The organism is Methylobacterium aerolatum (assembly GCF_022179085.1).
GTDB classification, from domain to species: Bacteria; Pseudomonadota; Alphaproteobacteria; order Rhizobiales; family Beijerinckiaceae; genus Methylobacterium; species Methylobacterium aerolatum.
Genome location: NZ_BPQE01000020.1, coordinates 40,179 through 57,017, shown reverse-complemented (window position 1 = coordinate 57,017; position 16,839 = coordinate 40,179). Strand labels below are relative to the sequence as shown.

General features: G+C 71.1%; 17 protein-coding genes and 1 tRNA gene. 4 read left to right on the top strand and 14 right to left on the bottom strand.

The features are described from left to right. Positions 1-37: 37 nt before the first annotated feature. Positions 38-2,248 (bottom strand): sensor histidine kinase, encoded by a 2,211-nt coding sequence (locus tag MFF06_RS13715; RefSeq protein WP_238204723.1) that lies wholly within the window; start codon positions 2,246-2,248, stop codon positions 38-40. A 58-nt stretch (positions 2,249-2,306) separates the two neighbouring features. Beyond that, a complete protein-coding gene (locus MFF06_RS13710) occupies positions 2,307-2,633 on the bottom strand; it encodes an Rdx family protein (protein ID WP_238204722.1) in 327 nt (108 codons plus the stop codon). Positions 2,634-2,805: 172 nt separating this feature from the next. On the opposite strand from MFF06_RS13710, the gene MFF06_RS13705 reads away from it, so the two are divergent. Together MFF06_RS13705 and MFF06_RS13700 are read left to right on the top strand one after the other, a co-directional pair. Next, a tRNA-Val gene (locus tag MFF06_RS13705) sits at positions 2,806-2,880 on the top strand. Positions 2,881-3,015: 135 nt separating this feature from the next. Next, positions 3,016-4,548 carry an acyl-CoA carboxylase subunit beta gene (locus MFF06_RS13700; RefSeq protein WP_238204720.1) on the top strand — a complete coding sequence of 511 codons (1,533 nt, stop codon included), beginning with the start codon at positions 3,016-3,018 and terminating at the stop codon, positions 4,546-4,548. A 117-nt stretch (positions 4,549-4,665) separates the two neighbouring features. Here the strand turns inward: MFF06_RS13700 and MFF06_RS13695 are convergent, their stop codons facing one another. Further along, positions 4,666-5,121, bottom strand: coding sequence for an ABC transporter ATPase (locus MFF06_RS13695; protein ID WP_238204718.1), 456 nt, complete (start codon positions 5,119-5,121; stop codon positions 4,666-4,668). 203 nt (positions 5,122-5,324) lie between these two features. On the opposite strand from MFF06_RS13695, the gene hemC reads away from it, so the two are divergent. Continuing rightward, entirely contained in the window at positions 5,325-6,248 is a 924-nt protein-coding gene (gene hemC, locus MFF06_RS13690; RefSeq protein WP_238204716.1) for a hydroxymethylbilane synthase, read from the top strand. A 135-nt stretch (positions 6,249-6,383) separates the two neighbouring features. Here hemC and MFF06_RS13685 read toward each other — a convergent pair whose 3' ends face one another. Together MFF06_RS13685 and MFF06_RS13680 are read right to left on the bottom strand one after the other, a co-directional pair. Beyond that, positions 6,384-7,460 (bottom strand): phytoene/squalene synthase family protein, encoded by a 1,077-nt coding sequence (locus MFF06_RS13685; RefSeq protein ID WP_238204714.1) that lies wholly within the window; start codon positions 7,458-7,460, stop codon positions 6,384-6,386. Then, positions 7,441-8,961, bottom strand: a complete 1,521-nt coding sequence (locus MFF06_RS13680; RefSeq protein WP_238204712.1) for a phytoene desaturase — start codon at positions 8,959-8,961, stop codon at positions 7,441-7,443. Before MFF06_RS13680 ends, MFF06_RS13685 begins: the two co-directional genes overlap by 20 nt. Before the next feature lie 288 nt (positions 8,962-9,249). Between MFF06_RS13680 and MFF06_RS13675 the strand changes: the two genes are divergently transcribed. After that, the gene (locus MFF06_RS13675; protein WP_238204710.1) at positions 9,250-9,675 is read left to right on the top strand and encodes an organic hydroperoxide resistance protein; all 426 of its coding nucleotides are present in this window, start codon (positions 9,250-9,252) and stop codon (positions 9,673-9,675) included. A gap of 72 nt (positions 9,676-9,747) precedes the next feature. Here the strand turns inward: MFF06_RS13675 and dprA are convergent, their stop codons facing one another. The 9 genes from dprA to hisB form a co-directional block, all read right to left on the bottom strand. Then, complete coding sequence (dprA, locus tag MFF06_RS13670) at positions 9,748-10,941, bottom strand: DNA-processing protein DprA (protein WP_238204708.1); 1,194 nt, start codon at positions 10,939-10,941, stop codon at positions 9,748-9,750. Positions 10,942-10,948: 7 nt separating this feature from the next. Continuing rightward, the gene (gene plsY / locus MFF06_RS13665) at positions 10,949-11,554 is read right to left on the bottom strand and encodes a glycerol-3-phosphate 1-O-acyltransferase PlsY (protein WP_238204706.1); all 606 of its coding nucleotides are present in this window, start codon (positions 11,552-11,554) and stop codon (positions 10,949-10,951) included. Between the two features lie 81 nt (positions 11,555-11,635). Beyond that, positions 11,636-12,940 (bottom strand): dihydroorotase, encoded by a 1,305-nt coding sequence (locus MFF06_RS13660; RefSeq protein WP_238204703.1) that lies wholly within the window; start codon positions 12,938-12,940, stop codon positions 11,636-11,638. Continuing rightward, positions 12,937-13,731 (bottom strand): imidazole glycerol phosphate synthase subunit HisF, encoded by a 795-nt coding sequence (gene hisF, locus MFF06_RS13655; RefSeq protein WP_238204702.1) that lies wholly within the window; start codon positions 13,729-13,731, stop codon positions 12,937-12,939. Before hisF ends, MFF06_RS13660 begins: the two co-directional genes overlap by 4 nt. A gap of 18 nt (positions 13,732-13,749) precedes the next feature. Beyond that, positions 13,750-14,250: a DUF29 domain-containing protein gene (locus tag MFF06_RS13650; RefSeq protein ID WP_238204701.1), complete on the bottom strand. Its 501-nt coding sequence runs from the start codon at positions 14,248-14,250 to the stop codon at positions 13,750-13,752. Between the two features lie 13 nt (positions 14,251-14,263). Further along, the gene (gene hisA, locus MFF06_RS13645) at positions 14,264-15,007 is read right to left on the bottom strand and encodes a 1-(5-phosphoribosyl)-5-[(5-phosphoribosylamino)methylideneamino]imidazole-4-carboxamide isomerase (RefSeq protein WP_238204700.1); all 744 of its coding nucleotides are present in this window, start codon (positions 15,005-15,007) and stop codon (positions 14,264-14,266) included. 35 nt (positions 15,008-15,042) lie between these two features. Continuing rightward, positions 15,043-15,705: an imidazole glycerol phosphate synthase subunit HisH gene (gene hisH, locus MFF06_RS13640; RefSeq protein ID WP_238204699.1), complete on the bottom strand. Its 663-nt coding sequence runs from the start codon at positions 15,703-15,705 to the stop codon at positions 15,043-15,045. Between the two features lie 16 nt (positions 15,706-15,721). Further along, positions 15,722-16,207, bottom strand: a complete 486-nt coding sequence (locus tag MFF06_RS13635) for a DUF2628 domain-containing protein (protein ID WP_238205110.1) — start codon at positions 16,205-16,207, stop codon at positions 15,722-15,724. Positions 16,208-16,225: 18 nt separating this feature from the next. Further along, a complete protein-coding gene (gene hisB, locus MFF06_RS13630; protein WP_238204697.1) occupies positions 16,226-16,813 on the bottom strand; it encodes an imidazoleglycerol-phosphate dehydratase HisB in 588 nt (195 codons plus the stop codon). Positions 16,814-16,839 lie beyond the last annotated feature (26 nt).

The following is a 16,839-nucleotide window of genomic DNA, read 5'->3' as shown; positions in this document are numbered from 1 at the left end:
CGATTCGCTGTTCGCCACTCCCTCTTCGCTAAACATCCTACCCCGCCAGCGGCAGCGGCGCGATGCGCGTGGGCGCGGCGGCGGTCTTGCGCTCCAGCAGGCCCGGCGGCGGCACGGGCGCGTCGATGGTGCAGACGACCCCGCCCGGCTCGTAGGACAGGACGACCTCGCCCGCGAGTTCGCGCGCCAAGCTGCGCTCGATCAGGCGGGAGCCGAAGCCGGTGCGGGTCGGCTTCTTCACCGGGGGGCCTCCGCGCTCTTCCCAGCGGAGGTTGAGGGTGGTCTGTTCGCCGCGGCGGATCGACCAGGCGATGACGATGGTCCCCGCCTCGTTGGAGAGGGCGCCGTACTTCACGGCGTTCGTCCCCAACTCGTGCAGCGCCATGGCGATGGACAGCGCGAGCCGCGGCGACAGCCGCAGGGGCGGTCCCTCAACCCGGAAACGGGAGGGCGCGTCGCCGGCCGCGTCGAGGGGGCGGATCGCGTCGGCCACCACGGCGGAGAGCTCCGCCCCGTCCCAGCTTTCCCTGGTCAGCACGTCGTGGACGCGGGCGAGGGCCAGCAGCCGCGCCTCGAAGGCGGACCGGGCGATCTCCGCCTCGGGCCCGTCGAGCCCGCGCAGGGACTGGACGGCGATGGACTGCACAGTCGCCAGGGTGTTTTTCACCCGATGATTCAACTCGTGGATGAGCAGGAGCAGGTGCTCCTCCGCCAGCTTCGCATCGGTGATGTCGACGTTGCAGCCGGTGTAGCCGAGGAAGCGCTGGTCGTCGTCGAGGCGCGGCACGCCCTCGCAGCGCAGCCAGCGCACGGCGCCCGTCCGGTCGATGACCCGCGTCTCGGTGCGGAACGGCCCCCGCGCGGCGAAGGCCCGGTCGAAGGTGGCGCGGAAGGCGTCGAGGTCGTCCGGGTGGACGATCCGCTCCCAGCCCGCGTCTGCGAGCGCCTCCGCCGGCATCCCGAAGAGATGGTCGAAATGGAGATTCGCGAAGCTGACCTCGCCGGTCTCGTCCGTCATCCAGATCAGCGCCGGGGCGGAATCGGCCATGTGCCGGAACCGCGCCTCGCTCTCCTTCAGGGCCGAGAGGCCGCGCTTGGTCTCGGCCAGGGCCCGGTCGCGCTCGCCCTCGCGGGTGCGGATGCGCAGCGACGCGTCGGAGAGCACCGTGCCGAGGCGCTGGATCTCGTGGACCGGCGACGGCACCGGCGGGATCGCCTCGCCCCGTGCCAGCGCCGGGCCGGAGGCGGCGAGCAGCCGCAGGGGGCGCGTGACCCGCGCCCACAGGCTCACCGCCAGGACCGACGAGGTGGCGAGGACGAGGAGGCCGAAGCCGCAGAAGGCCCAGATCCAACGCCGGACCCGCGCATCCACGATGGTCTGGGGGATGCTCGTCGCCACCGTCCACCCGGTCAGCCGTGAGCGGGCCTCCACCACCACGACGGGCCGCCGCTGCCTGTCGATCCCCTCCCACACGCCGGGCGTGCCCAGTTGCGACTGGCGCAGGCTGGCGAGGCGCGGCTTGCCGACCACCGCGCTCGGATCGGGCAGCCGCGCCATCACAATTCCGTTGCGGTCGGACATGCCGGTGGTCCAGCCCTGGACGACCTCGCGGGCGAGGATGCCCTGGAGGCGGGCGACGGGCACGGTGAAGCTGAGGATGTAGGCGACCTCGCCCTCGACGATCACCGGCACGCCCACGGCGTAGGTGGCCTCCTCGCTCGACATGCCTGGAACGTAGCCGCTGACGAGCGCCTTGAGCTGCCCCCGGGCCAGTTCCTGATCGAAGGGCAGGCCGATCACGGGCAGCGGGCCGCCGCGCGGCACGCCGGTGTTGACGAGTTCCTGGCCGTTGGGCCGCCGGAGCATCACATCGAGGTCGATGGAGGCGCGCACCAGCCGGGCCTGGGCATCGAAGGCGGCGAAATCCCCGTCGCGCAGGCGGGGCGAGGTCGCCAGCGTCTGCAGGACGGAGACCAGCCCGGCCACGTCCCGGTCGAGGGACAGGCTGATGCCGCGCACGTTCTCCCGGGCATCCTGCTCGAACCGCGCGCGTTCGGCGGAGGCGTAGCGCATCAGCAGGATCGCCGTGAACAGAAGGCCGGGGCCGATCAGGGCCACCACCAGGGCGACGAGATAGACCTGCGTCGAGAAGCCGTTCCGGCCGAAGCGGCGGTATCGGCGCGCGAACCACGACCGGCTCGGGGATGCCGGAGGCGGGCCTTCCTCTGTGTCGTCTCGTCGACTCACCGGCCATACGCTCCGGGATGCGGGCAGCCGACGCGCCCGAGGGCGTTCCGGTCCATCCTCATCGGTCGATATGGCCGAGATCGCGGGCCGGGTCGAGCCGGTCGCGGACGCGCTGTTTCAGCGCCTTCACGTCGGGGAAGCCCCCGTCGCGCACCCGCTCCCACAGGAGCGCACCGTCGGCCTCGATGCGGAAGGCGCCGCCCGTGGCGGGGATGAGGGCGACCTCCCCGAGATCGTCCTTGAAGGTCGAGAGCAGTTCCTGCGCCATCCAGGCCGAGCGGAGCAGCCAGTTGCACTGGACGCAATACGTGATCGCGATGCGCAGCCGCCGCTGCGCTTCCCCGATGGCCTGTTCCGGCACCGGGCTCGCCTTCGCTTCGCTCATGGGCGCAAGAGCGCACCGCCGGGCGTCGATTGTCAACCGCTCGGCGAGTTCGTGGCCCCGCCCCGCTTGACGGCGCGGGGCCGCCGGCCCTAGAAGCCCCGTCATCCGGTCGCCGGGCGGCTCAGCCCCCCGCTTCCGCTTCGCGTCCGCGCCCAGCGCGGGCCGCGGGTACGGACGGTTAGCACAGCGGTAGTGCGTTCCCTTCACACGGGAAAGGTCGCAGGTTCGATCCCTGCACCGTCCACCAACTCCCCTCCTCCACAACCCCCCGTCGGATCGGTTTGCCGGTGCTTACGCCCGTGCTAAGGCCGCTTCGACAGGAAACGCTCAAGCTCGACCCGGCCGAAGCAGGGAGAGCAGGGCTGGCTAGGGGCGGACGACCATGAAGGACATCCTCGACACGCTTGCCGAGCGCCGCGACAAGGCGCGCCTTGGCGGCGGCGAAAAGCGCATCGAGGCGCAGCACAACCGCGGGAAACTCACCGCCCGCGAGCGCATCGAACTCCTCCTCGACCATGGGTCGTTCGAAGAGTTCGACATGTTCGTGCAGCACCGCTCCACCGATTTCGGCATGGAGAACCAGAAGATCCCCGGCGACGGCGTCGTGACCGGCTGGGGCACCATCAACGGCCGCACGGTGTTCCTGTTCTCGAAGGACTTCACGGTGTTCGGCGGCTCGCTCTCCGAGGCGCATGCCCAGAAGATGGTGAAGGTGCAGGACATGGCGCTGAAGATGCGCGCCCCGATCATCGGCATCTTCGATGCCGGCGGCGCGCGCATCCAGGAGGGCGTGGCGGCGCTGGGCGGCTACGGCGAGGTGTTCCGCCGCAACGTCATGGCCTCGGGCGTCATCCCGCAAATCTCCGTAATCATGGGACCCTGCGCGGGCGGCGACGTCTACTCCCCCGCGATGACCGACTTCATCTTCATGGTCCGCGATACGAGCTACATGTTCGTGACCGGGCCCGACGTCGTGAAGACCGTGACCAACGAAGTCGTGACCGCCGAGGAACTCGGCGGCGCCAAGGTCCATACCAGCAAGTCCTCGATCGCCGACGGCTCCTTTGAGAACGACGTGGAGGCCATCCTCCAAATCCGCCGCCTGCTCGACTTCCTGCCCGCGAACAACATCGAGGGCGTGCCGGAGATCGAATCCTTCGACGACGTGAACCGCCTGGACATGTCGCTCGATACGCTGATCCCCGACAACCCGAACAAGCCCTACGACATGGGCGAACTGATCCGCCGGGTGGTGGACGAGGGCGACTTCTTCGAGATCCAGTCGGCCTACGCCCGCAACATCATCACCGGCTTCGGCCGGATCGAGGGCCGCACCGTCGGCTTCGTCGCCAACCAGCCCCTGGTTCTGGCGGGCGTGCTCGATTCGGACGCCTCGCGGAAGGCCGCCCGCTTCGTGCGGTTCTGCGACGCCTTCTCTATCCCGATCGTGACCTTCGTCGACGTGCCGGGCTTCCTGCCGGGCACGGCGCAGGAATACGGCGGCCTGATCAAGCACGGCGCCAAGCTGCTCTTCGCCTACACCCAGGCCACCGTGCCGCTGGTGACGATCATCACCCGCAAGGCCTTCGGCGGCGCCTACGACGTGATGGCCTCGAAGCACGTGGGCGCGGACGTGAACTACGCGTGGCCCACCGCCCAGATCGCGGTGATGGGCGCCAAGGGCGCGGTGGAGATCATCTTCCGCAACGAACTCGGCGATCCCGACAAGATCGCCGCCCGCACCGCCGAGTACGAGGGCCGCTTCCTCTCACCCTTCGTGGCGGCCGAGCGCGGCTACATCGACGAGGTGATCATGCCCCACTCGACCCGGCGTCGCATCGCCCGGGCGCTCGGGATGCTGCGCACCAAGAAGATGGAGCAGCCCTGGAAGAAGCACGACAACATCCCGTTGTAAGCCTCGACCGTTCAGGCCGCGCGAAGCGATCCGGCAGCGTCACGGCGGGAACCGTGCCGCTGCCCTGGATCGCTTCGCGCCGCTCGGAATGGCGGGGAGCCGTCTTCCGCGCTCCACTTAACTCCGGTTGCTGTTCTCGATCACCGCGCAGAGCGTGAGGGGGCCCTTGTCGGGGGAAACCATCGCCGAGCAGGTGACCCGCGCCCCGCCGAGATCGACGTTGCTGTGGCGCATCCGCGTGGCAGTCTCCTGGGCGCGGTGGGCGGCCTCGGTGATGGTGGTGGCGTCGATGCCCGTCACCGCGTGGCCGGCCCGGCCGAAGAGCGCGTAGTAGCGCTCCGGCGGGCTGGCGCCGCGGAACTGGGCGCCCACGGAAGAAAAGTTCGGCGCGCTGCAGGCCAGGGTGAGGGTCATGTCCTCGCCGGAGGTGAAGCTGGCGTAGTCGCTGCGTTGCTGGTCCACCTTGGCGCCCGTCTCCGAGGCGACCTTCTCGACGAGGTCGCCGCACTCGTCGGCCATGGCCGACCCGGCGGTCAGGCCGATGAGGGAAAGGGCGAGGAGAAGCGCGCGCATCCTATCGATGTAGCGCGGATATTCCGGCGAGGGAGGTCCGCGTCGTTGAGGCGCGATCGAATTCCCGCGTCCATCCGTCGGCCCGCCGGGCATCGCCCGGTTGACGGCGGCCCTCCGGTGCCGCTTCTGGGCATCGCAGCCCGCCCCGCCGCCCTGTAAGGTGCGGCGTCCGATCCGCCTCCGAGAAGCGACGCACCGATCCCATGCTGAACCGGCCCCTGCGCATCGGCACCCGCGGCAGCCCCATGGCGCTGGCTCAGACGGGCATGGTCCGCGACCGCATCGTCGCCGCCAATCCGGGCCTCGAAACGGAACTCGTGGTGGTCACCACGGTGGCCGACAAGATCCTCGACCGGCCGCTGTCGGAGATCGGTGGCAAGGGTCTGTTCACGAAGGAGCTGGAACAGGCGCTCTACGCCAACGAGGTCGATGTCGCCGTCCACTCGATGAAGGATGTGGAGACGTGGCTGCCCGAGGGGCTCGTCATCGCCTGCATCCTGGAGCGGGACGACCCGCGCGACGCCTTCCTCTCCCCCCATGCCGAGACCCTGCTCGCCCTGCCCGAGGGCGCCCGCGTGGGCACCTCCTCCCTGCGCCGCGCGGCGCAGGTGCTGATGCACCGGCCCGACCTGAAGGTCGTGCCCCTGCGGGGCAACGCCAACACGCGGATGCGCAAGCTCGAGGCGGGGGAATGCGACGCGACGCTCCTCGCCCTCGCCGGGCTCCAGCGCCTCAACCTGCAAGACATTGCCCGCAGCGTCCTGCCCGTGGAGACCATGCTGCCGGCGGTCGCACAGGGGGCGCTGGGCATCGAGTGCCGGGCCGGGGATTCGGAGGTCCGCGCGCTGCTCGCCCCCATCGCCTGCGCGACGACGACGACCGCCATCTCGGCCGAGCGGGCGCTGCTGGCGGAACTCGACGGGTCCTGCCGCACGCCCATCGCGGCGCTGGCGCGGATCGACGGAGACCGCCTGCGCCTCGACGGCCTGCTGTTCCTCCCCGACGGCAGCCGCCACTGGGCGGCCTCGGGTGAAGGCCCCATCGCCGATGCGGAACGGATCGGCCGGGAAGCCGGCGCGGCGCTAAAGGCGCAGGCAGGCGAGACCTATACCGCGCGGCTCCAGTAGGCGCGCTCCTCGATACGCCTCGCGTCATTGCGAGCACAGCGAAGCGATCCAGGGCAGCGGGCCGTTTCCGACCGTGGCCTATCCCGGATTACTTCGCTGCGCTCGTTAAGACGGCGAGGGAACGAGGACGGGCGGTTACCCGGCGATCTCCGATTGCGCGGCGCGGGCGAAGCTTTCCCGTTCGCGCAGTCGCTCGATGAGATCGAGGACGTGGAGCACCCGGCCGCGCAGGTCCCACCAAGAGGGCAGCCCCCGCTCCGGCCTCGCCACCGGCAGGGCCGTCACCGCCGCCACGAGGAAAGCGGTCTCCGGCAGCGGCGGCGCGCCGAGGCGGCCGAAGGTGTAGCTCGGGAAGGCCGACAGACCGGCCAGCGCCAGCTTGGCGCCCCCGCCGACCCGCGCCCGGCGGGTGACGGAATCGTAGCCGTTGCGGGCGACCTCGCGCCCGATGGCGGCGTAGATCCGCGAGGCCGCGCGGATCGCCGGGCGGCAGCGGGCGGGGAGCGCCGCGATGCCGGCTTCGGCCCGCCAATAGAGCCGGTCGGCCTCCTCCAGCAGGCGAGCGACGACGCCTGCCAGGGCGGGGCTCGGTTGCGGGTCCGCTAGGAAGGCGTCGGGATCGATGCCGGCCTCGGCCAACCATTCGAGGGGCAGGTAGAGGCGGCCCATCCGGGCATCCTCCCCGACATCGCGGGCGATGTTGGTGAACTGCATCGCGGCGCCGAGGTCGCAGGCGCGGGCGAGCGCCTCGGGTTCGCGCACGCCCATGACGAGGGTCATCATCGCCCCGACCGTGCCGGCCACGCGGGCGGCATAGGCCTGCAACTCGCCGACATCCCGGTAGAACCGTCCTTGCGCGTCCCATTCGAGCCCCTCGACCAGGGCAAGGGGCAGCGTCTCGGGGATGGCATGGACGGTGACGATCTCGGCGAAGGCGCGGTCGGCGGCGGCGTCCACCGGATGGCCGTCGTAGGCCCGGCGGATCCGCTCCCGCAACCGGGCCACGGCGGCCACGCGGCCGGCGGCGTCGTGGGTCTCGTCCACGAGGTCGTCCGCGAGGCGGCAGAAGGCGTAGAGCCCGTGGGCGGGCTCGCGCACCGCCCGGGGCAGCAGAAGCCCGGCGGCGTGGAAGCTCTTCGAGCCCGCACGGATCGCCGAGCGGCAGGCGGCGTGATCGCCGGGACGGAGGTTTTCAGGCCGTGACACGGGCATCCGGCACCACGCGATCGAGAACCTTGGCGGAGGACAGCACGCCCGGCAGGCCGGCCCCGGGATGGGTGCCGGCGCCGACGAGGTACAGGTTGGCGATGGCCGACCGGTTGTGCGGCCGGAACCACGCCGATTGCGTCAGGATCGGCTCCAGGCCGAAGCCGGAGCCGCGATAGCTCAGGAAGTCGTCCTGGAAGTCCTGCGGCGTGGTCACGAAGCTCGTGGCGATCTCCGCGCCGAGGCCGGGCATCACACTGTCCTCCAGCATGGCCTGGATCCGGAGCCGGTAGGGCTCGGCGAGCGTCGCCCAATCCTGCCCGCCCGCGAGGTTCGGGACGGGAGCCAGCACGTAGAAGCAATCCTGCCCCGGAGGGGCGAGGCTGTCGTCCGTCGCCGTCGGGCGGTGAAGGTAGAGGCTCGCATCCTCCGCAAGGACCTTGCGGTCGAAGATGTCCGCGAGCAATTCGCGGTAGCGCGGCCCCAGCAGGATGGTGTGGTGGGCCACATCCGGGAAGCGCCGCTTGGTCCCGAAATACCAGACGAACAGCCCCATGGAGGAGCGCGCCCGGCGCAGGCGGCCTGGGCTCCACCGCCGGGATTCCGGCAGGAGCTGCGCCTGGGTCAACGCCGAATCGGCGTTGGAGACCACGATGTCGGCGGGAATCGTCTCGCCGCTGGCGAGGGTGACGCCCGTCGCCGCGCCGCCCTCGACGCGGATCCGCGCAACCTCGGCGCCGAGCCGCACCCGTCCGCCCTGCCCCCGGATCAACCGGACGAGACCGTCCACCAAGCGGCCGGTGCCGCCCATGGCGAAATGCACGCCCCAGCGCCGTTCGAGGTCGGCGATCAGGCAATAGACGCCGCTGGCGCGAAAGGGGTTTCCGCCGATCAGCAGGGGGTGGAAGCTGAACACGGTGCGCAGCTTCTCGTCGCGGATGAAGCGCGAGACGACCGAATGCACGCTCCGGTGCCCCGACAGGCGCAGGAGATCGGGGGCGATCTTCACCATGGCGCCGATCGAGCCGAAGGGCACGTCGCCCAGGCGCTCGAAGCCCAGCGCGCAGACGGCGCGGGCGTGGGCCATGAAGCGCTCGTAGCCCGCGACGTCGCCGGGCGAGAACCGGGCGACCTCGGCGCGCATCCGCTCGGGATCGCCGGTGTAATCGAAGGTGGAGCCGTCGGCGAAGCGGATGCGGTAGAACGGATCCATCGGCACGAGGGTCACGTCGTCCGACAGCTGCTTCCCGGCGAGTTGCCACAACTCCTCGAAGAGGAAGGGCGCGGTGACGATGGTCGGCCCCGCATCGAAGGTGAAGCCGTCCCGGCGGTGGACGCGGGCGCGCCCGCCCGGCTGCTCCAGCCGCTCCAGCACCGTCACCCGGTAGCCGCGGGCTCCGAGCCTGACCGCCGCCGCCAGACCGCCGAAGCCGGACCCGATCACCACGGCATGGGGCCGTGGATCGCTCGCCTCCCTCGCCTGCGGTTGCGCCGCCAGTGTCAACATAGCTTGACACTACCGGCGAATTTCCGGCGCGCAAGGGCAAAATCCGACCCGGCAGATTTGGTCACACCGGGTCGCTGCGCCGGGAGGCGGGATGCCACGGGTCGCCCCCGATGAGGCCCTGCATAAGAGCACTGCGGAATTTACATTGCGCACAATCTATATTGCCGTTATGACAGCGACGTCCGCTGTTCATGGGGCTTTCCGAACCTCTCCAGCCCCGGCGTGTTGTAAGTCCGATTCTACGAAGGGGGCTATCGGAAGCCCCCCGCAACTTCTCCGGAGTGATCGATGTCCGTTGACGTGAAGTATCGCACCTCCGCCACCGCCACCGGCGGTCGCGACGGGTCCGCCAAGACCGAGGACGGCGCCCTGTCCGTGAAGCTTTCGACCCCCAAGGAGTTGGGCGGCGCGGGGGGCGAGGGCAACAATCCCGAGCAGCTCTTCGCGGCCGGCTATTCCGCCTGCTTCCTCGGCGCCATGAAGTTCGTCGCGCCGCAGCTCTCGCTGAAGGTCCCGAACGACACCACCGTGACCGCCAAGGTCGGCATCGGCCCGCGCTCCGAGGGCGGCTTCGGCATCACCACCGACCTCACGGTCAGCCTGCCGGGCCTCGACAAGGCGGATGCGGAGCGCCTGGTGCAGGAGGCCCACAAGGTGTGCCCCTACTCCAACGCCACCCGCGGCAACGTCGATGTCGGCCTGACCGTCGCCTGAGCGGCGCCGTCTGAGCTGGCGCGGACCCCTCCTTCCTCACGGAAGCGAGGGGTTTTCCGTGCGCCAACGCCATCACCGCCGGACCAGAGCCACCATCCCGCTGCCCTGGCGCTCGATCCGCCCGTCGAGTTCGAGTTCGAGCAGGATCGTCTGCACCGTCCGCACGCCGATCTCGGCGCCGCGGGCCAACTCGTCCGTCGCCACCGGGCCGGGGCCGAGCAAGGCGAGGATCCGGCTGCGCTCGTCGAGAACGGCAGGCTGCGCGACCGGCGCCTCGGGCGGTGCCGGGAGCGGAGCGTCTCCGTCGAGGTCGAGTTCCTCCCAATAATCGCCGCCGACATCCGCCACCTCATCGGCCAGATCGGGCTTGAGCCGGGCGGGCGCGGCCTCGGCATCCGGGCCTCGCTCGATGATCGGACCGAGGACATCGAGGACGTGTGCCGCGTCGGCCACGAGCGTCGCGCCCTGGCGGATCAGGTCGTTGGTGCCCTCGGCGCGCGGATCGAGGGGCGAGCCGGGCACCGCGAAAACTTCGCGGTTCTGTTCCAGGGCGAAGCGTGCGGTGATGAGGGAGCCCGAGCGCCGGGCGGCCTCGACCACGACGCTGCCGTAGCCGATGCCGGAGATGATCCGGTTGCGGCGGGGAAAATCCCTGCCGCGCGGCTCCCATCCCATCGGCATCTCGGCGAGCACCGCGCCGCCCGCCCCGACGATCTCGTCCGCGAGGGCCTTGTGGTTGGCGGGATAGATCCGGTCCTGCCCGCCAGCCATCACGGCGACCGTCCCCGTGGCGAGGCTCGCCTTGTGCGCCCGGGCGTCGATGCCCCGCGCGAGCCCGGAAACGATCACGAGGCCGGCCTCGCCCAGCCCCCGCGCCAGTTTCTCGGTGAAGGCGCCGCCCGCCGCCGAGGCGTTTCGGGAGCCCACGAGGGCCACGGCCGGCCGGGCGAGCACGGCGGCATCGCCCCGCAGGGCGATGAGCGGTGGGGCCGCATCGATGTGGCGCAGCAGCGTGGGATAGGCCGCGTCGCCCGTGGCGATCAGGCGTCCGCCGAGGCGGGCCAGGGCCGCGATCTCATCCTCGGCCTGCGCCTTCGTCGGCGGGATGATCGCCCGCCCTTTGCGCCGGGTGAGTTCGGGCAGTGCCTCCAGGGCCGCCGCCGCGCCGCCGAAGCGATTGATGAGTTGCCGGAAGGTGCGCGGACCGATGCCCTCGGTGCGGATCAGACGCAGCCACTCGATCCGCTGACTGTCGGAGAGGTCCATCGTCCTCTCAGCCCTTCTGGCCGATCCGCCCCTCGGTGCCGGCCGCGAGGCGTTGGATGTTGGGGGTGTGCTTCCACCACAGCAGCAGGCCGAGGATCACGAACAGCAGGGCGGCGGCGGGCAGGCCGAGATACCAGAGCACGACCGGCGTGACCGCCGAGGCCGCCAGGGCGGAGAGCGACGAGTACTTGAAGGCGAAGGCGAGGCCGAGCCACACCACGGCGAAGGCCAGTAGCGCCAGCGGGCTGAAGGCGAGGAGCAGGCCGATCAGTGTGGCCACGCCCTTGCCGCCCTTGAACCCGAGCCAGACCGGGAAGAGATGCCCGAGGAAGGCGCCGAGGCCGGCGGCCAGGGCCGGACCTTCCCCGAGTTGCGCCGCGATGAGCACGGCGGCGGTACCCTTGAGGGCGTCGCCGAGGAGGGTGGCGAAGGCCAGCCCCTTCCGGCCGGTGCGCAGCACGTTCGTCGCGCCGATATTGCCCGAGCCGATCGCCCGCACGTCGCCGAGCCCGGCGATCCGCGTGAAGATCAGGCCGAAGGGGATCGCGCCGAGGGCGTAGCCGAGGCCGAGGCCGGCGAGGGTTGGCAGGGTGGCGAGGTCGGAGGGGAGCATGTCAGGTCCAGGAAATCCTTGCGGCACGCGTGCGCGCCGTCGTCGCGTCGCGCCGCGCCCTTCCCCGGTGAGTGCGCAGGCTCATGCCGCCGCCGCGAGGTCGTCGACCGCGTGGACGATGCGGCCGCCTGCGAGGGTCAGCACCGCCGCGCCCTGGAGACGGGCCTCGTCGAAGGGCGAGTTCTTCGAGCGCGACTTCAGATGCCGCTTGTCGAGGACGTAGGGCAGGTCCGGGTCGATCAGCACGAGGTCGGCGGGAGCGCCCGCCGCGAGGCGGCCCGAGGGCTGGCCGAGCAACCGGGCCGGGCCGATGGTCAGCGCAGCGAGGAGCCGCTCCAGCGTCAGGTCGCCCGTGTGGACGAGGCGCATCGCCGCCCCGAGCAGGGTCTCGATGCCCAGCGCTCCGTTCGCGGCCTCGGCGAAGGGAAGGCGCTTGGTGTCCGCGTCCTGCGGATTGTGATCGGAGACCACCACGTCGATCACGCCCTCCGCGAGGGCCGCCACCACCGCCTGCCGGTCGGCCTCGTCGCGCAGGGGCGGCGAGAGGCGGCAGAAGGTGCGATAGTGGCCGATGTCGTTCTCGTTCAGAACGAGGTTGTTCACCGAGACGCCGCACGAGACGGGAAGCCCGTCCTGCTTCGCCCTCCGCACGATTTCCACCGAATCGGCGCAGGAGATCATCGCCGCGTGGTAGCGCGCTCCGGTGAGCCGGGCGAGACGGATATCCCGCTCCAGCATCAGCGTCTCGGCCTCGCGGGGCACGCCCATCAAGCCGAGGCGCGAGGCGAGTTCGCCCTCGTTCATCACGCCCTCGGCGGCGAGGCTCGGCTCCTCCACGTGCTGCATCAGCAGGGCGCCGAAATCCCGGGCATAGGTCAGCGCCCGGCGCATGACCTGCGCATCGGTCACGGCCCGCAGCCCGTCGGTGAAGGCGACGGCGCCGGCCTCCTGCAACAGGCCGAATTCGGTCATCTCGCGCCCGGCGAGGCCCTTGGTGATCGCCGCCGCCGGGAGGACGGTGACGCAGGCCGTATCCCGCGCCCGGCGCAGCACGAAATCGACGATGGCCGGCCCGTCCATGACGGGGTTCGTGTCGGGCATGCAGACGAGGGTGGTGACGCCGCCCGCCGCCGCCGCCGCGCTGGCGGAGGCCAGGGTCTCCCGGTGCTCGGCGCCGGGCTCGCCGACGAAGGCCCGCATGTCGATCAGGCCGGGCGCGAGGATCCGGCCGGCGCAGTCGATCCGCTTCGCGCCGCCGGGTACCCCCGGCGCCGCACCCTCGGCGATGTCGGCGATCCGCCCATCGCGGACGAGGACGGCGCCGGGCCGGCGGGTGCCCCTGGCGGGGTCGAGGAGCGTCGCGTCGGCGAGGAGGAGGTCGGTCACGGGCGCGGCTCCGCGAGGGCGTCGAGGCGCATGGCGAGGCCGGCGGCGGCCATGTGCGCCTTGGCCTCGCCGACAGTGGCTTGGCCGAAATGGAAGATCGAGGCGGCGAGCACGGCGCTCGCTCCGCCCTCGGCCACGCCGGCCACGAGGTCGTCGAGCCCGCCGACGCCGCCCGAAGCGATCACGGGCACGCTGACCGAATCGGAGATGGCCCGCGTGAGGGCGAGGTCGTAGCCCGAGCGCGTCCCGTCGCGGTCCATGGAGGTGACGAGGAGTTCGCCCGCGCCCTTCCCGGCCACGAGGCGGGCGAAGGCGATGGCGTCGATGCCGGTCGGATCGCGGCCTCCATGGGTGAAGATCTCCCACCGCGCGGGCTCGCCCTGTGCCGAGACCCGCTTCGCGTCGATCGCCACCACGATGCACTGCGCGCCGAACTTCTCCGCCGCGCGGGCGACGAGATCCGGGTCCTTCACGGCCGATGTGTTGATCGCGACCTTGTCGGCTCCCGCCAGCAGCAGCGCCCGCACATCCTCCACCGCGCGGACGCCACCGCCCACGGTGAGGGGCATGAAGCAGGCCTCGGCCGTCCGGCTCACCACGTCGAGCAGCGTGCCGCGGGCCTCGCGGCTGGCGGTGATGTCGAGGAAGCAGAGTTCGTCCGCCCCGGCGGCATCGTAGGCCTTGGCGGCCTCCACCGGGTCCCCGGCGTCGCGCAGGCCCTCGAAGCGCACGCCCTTCACGACGCGCCCGTCTTTCACGTCGAGGCAGGGGATGATGCGGGTCTTGAGCACGGGGGGTTCGCTCTCCGGTCAGACGTCGGGGTCGGTCGCGAACGGCCGGTTCATGATCTCGTGCAAGCTGTAGGGGCAAACCTCGGGAAAAGCATCCAGCGGAAGCCCGGTCTCGCCGTAGGCCTCAAGTCGTGCGCGGCGGTAGGCCTTGCCGATAGCCTCGTTCAAACGATTCTTCAGTCCCGGACTTTCCTCCAACTCTTCGGCCGCGTGATCGCGGTGGGTCGCGATGGAGACGATCCAGCTCCGGCTCCGCCGCTCCGGCTGATGATCGAACTTCAGCATGTGGAGCAGCACGATCCGCAGCGCGCTCACCAGACTGGCGAACTGGCTCTTGCCCAAGCTCTCGATCTCCTCGGCGAGGTTCTCCAGGTCGAGGCCGTCGAGGTTCCCCGCCCGCAGGCGCGCGCCCTGCTCCTGGGTCCAAGTGTAGAAGTCGTCCCCGTACGCCGTCGGCGGCGAATCGGGGCGGTTCACGGCCTTGGCGACACCCATCGCGCCCTCCCGGGAAGCGTCCATCGCCGCGATCCTATCACGACGAGGCGGCCCGCGCCGCCGCAATGGCCGCCAGCGCCGCCACGGGGTCGATCCGCCCGTCGTAGAGCGCGCGGCCGGTGATGGCCCCGGCGATCAGGGCGCAATCGGGCTCCAGCAGGCGGTGCACGTCGGCGATGGAGGCGAGGCCGCCGGAGGCGATGACGGGCACCTTCACCGCTTCGGCGAGCGCCAGCGTCATCTCGACGTTGAGCCCCTTCAGGATGCCGTCCCGGGCGATATCGGTGTAGATGATCGCCGCGACGCCGGCATCCTCGAAGCGGCGCCCCAGCTCCTCGGCGGTCATGCTGGAGGTCTGCGCCCAGCCCTCGACGGCGACCCGGCCGTCCTTGGCGTCGATGCCCACCGCGACCTTGCCGGGATGGAGCCGGGCGGCCTCCCGGACGAAGCCCGGATCGCGCACCGCCGCCGTGCCGATGATGACGCGGGCGACGCCCTTGGCGATCCAGCCCTCAAGGGTCTTCATGTCCCGGATGCCGCCGCCGAGTTGCACGGGGATGTCGACGCTCGCGAGGATGGAATCGACAGCCTCGGCGTTGCGCGGCGCGCCAGCGAAGGCGCCGTCGAGATCGACCACGTGAAGCCACGAGAATCCCTGAGCGGCGAAGACCGCCGCCTGCCCCGCCGGGTCGTCGCCGAACACCGTCGCCCGGTCCATGTCCCCCTGGACGAGGCGCACGCACCGGCCGCCCTTCAGGTCGATCGCGGGGTAAAGGATCACCGAACCGTCTTTCGTGTTGGCACCGCCGGCACCGCTCAGGGGCGCCAGCGGAGGAAGTTGGCGATGAGGGCGAGGCCGAGGTGCTGGCTCTTCTCGGGGTGGAACTGCGTGCCGGCGACGTTGTCCCGCGCGACCGCCGCCGTCACCGGGCCGCCATACTCGGCCACCGCCACGGTGTCATCGGGCCGCGCCGGAGTGAGGGCGAAGCTGTGCACGAAATAGGCGTGCAACCCGCCCTCCCCAGTCGGAATGCCCTCGAACAGTGCATGGGGCCGGGCGAGGTGCAGGGTGTTCCACCCCATATGCGGGACCTTGAGGGCCGGATCGGAGGGGCGGATCGGTCCGACATCGCCGGGGATCCAGCCGAGGCCGGGGGTCTCGGCATATTCGAGGCCGCGGCTGGCGAGCAGTTGCATGCCCACGCAGATGCCGAGGAAGGGGCGGCCCTTCCCGGAGACCGCGCCCGCCATGGCCTCGACCATGCCCGGCACGGCATCGAGCCCAGAGCGGCAATCCGCGTAGGCGCCGACGCCGGGCAGGACGATCCGGTCCGCCGCGGCCACGATCGCGGGGTCGGCGGTGAGCGCGATCCGGGTGCCTTCGAGGCCGGCCTCGCGGGCCGCGCGCTCGAAGGCCTTCACCGCCGAATGGAGGTTGCCCGAGCCGTAATCGATGATGGCGACGGTCTGTCCGCTCATGGCCGTGGCTCCGCCGTCACCGTGCGCCTTCGCGCGCCGGGAACAGGCCGATCACCGGCTCGGGCCGCCGGACGGGTCCGCCCGGGAACGGCGGGCGCGGCGGCACCGCCGCCGTGGCCGGATCGAGCCAGCGGGCGATGAGCCGGGCCTCGGCCTCCGCCTCGTCGCGGGCGACGATTACGTCCCGCGCCGGGCGACCCCGCCGGGCCAGCGTCCAGCGGCGCAGGCTCGACGCCTCCAGGCCGATCAGGACAGAGGCCAGCAGGGTGACGAGCGTCCCCGCCGAGCGCGACAGGCCGAGGGCGAAGCCCGCCCCGGCGAGCGCCGCGAGGCCCAGTCCGACGACCAGGGCCGCGAGCCAGAGGCGGTGGTAGAGGAACCACAGCACCGAGAAGGCGAAGGCCGGGCGGGAGAAGCCGTCCGGCACCAGGACCGCCTTGTCGAGGGCATCCGGTTCGCCGGGCCGCGCCTCGGCCGGCAGGTGGAGCGTGTAGCTGCGCATCGCCATCAGGTCGGGCCCCTACAGCGTTCCCTTGGTGGACGGCACCCGGCCGCCCTCGCGCGGATCGACCGTCACCGCGTGCCGCAAGGCGCGGGCCAGCCCCTTGAAGCAGGATTCCGCGATGTGGTGCGCGTTGTCGCCGTAGAACGTCTCGACGTGCAGGGTAATCCCGGCATTCATGGCGAAGGCCTGGAACCACTCCCGCACCAGCTCGGTGTCGAAGGTACCGATCTTCTCGACCTTGAACTGCGTGCGGAACACGAGGAACGGGCGACCCGAGATGTCGACGCAGACCCGCGTCAGGGCCTCGTCCATCGGCAGGTGGATGTCGGCGTAGCGGTTCACGCCCTTCTTGTCGCCCAGCGCCTTGGCGAAGGCCTGACCCAGCGCGATGCCGCAATCCTCGGCGGAATGGTGCTGATCGACGTGCAGGTCGCCATCGACCTTCACGTCGAGGTCGAACAAGGCGTGCCGGGCGAGCAGGTCCAGCATGTGGTCGAGGAAGCCGATGCCGGTGGCGATGGTCGATGTCCCGGTGCCGTCGAGGGCGACGCTGACCGCGACGTCCGTCTCGGCGGTCTTCCGGCTGATACTCGCGCTGCGCATGGTGTCCGTACGGAGGTGATCGCGGC